1 protein-coding gene is annotated in these 540 nt (G+C 65.2%); it reads right to left on the reverse strand.

The genetic code is table 11. From position 1 onward, the window contains the following. A partial coding sequence (locus FQ755_RS06840; RefSeq protein ID WP_186308436.1) for an RHS domain-containing protein occupies window positions 1-540 on the reverse strand: 540 nt, incomplete at both ends.

A 540-nucleotide genomic window follows, 5' to 3' on the forward strand; every position in this document is an offset into this window, starting at 1 on the left:
GCGCATTCCTCGCCACCGCGCCCCCCGACGCAGCCGAAGCCCGCTCGATCACCTCCCGCGTCTCGCCCCAAGCCTTGTACGCCGCCTCCCACACCACCTCACCAGCCTCGTCCGTCATCATCAACGGTGTACCGATCTGGTCGCAGTAATAGAACATCACCCGCGCATCGCCCTGCGCCACCGGCACCCGCTGCAGCGGATGATCCTCCGGCCGATACCGATCCCCCTCGCGCGCAACCGGCGTCTCGATCCCCTCGACCGGCGCCGTCACATACTGCGCCATCGGCACGAAGGTCCGCGCCTCATACACATAATGCGTGCTCCGTGCCTCGTCGGATTCATACGCCAGCGTATCCCCATCCCAGCCGAACACGGTCCGCGCGCCGTTGACCTCCTTGGCAATCCGCCGCCCCAGCGCGTCATAGTAGTAACTCGATGCGCTACGTCTCTCGCCCTCCTCAACCTGCGCAGCCTGCATCCGGTCAAACGCATCCCACTCATACCGCTGCGTCCCCGAGGGCGAACGCTTCTGAATCAAAT

This window comes from Paraburkholderia sp. BCC1885, assembly GCF_900996235.1.
Classification (GTDB): Bacteria; Pseudomonadota; Gammaproteobacteria; order Burkholderiales; family Burkholderiaceae; genus Paraburkholderia.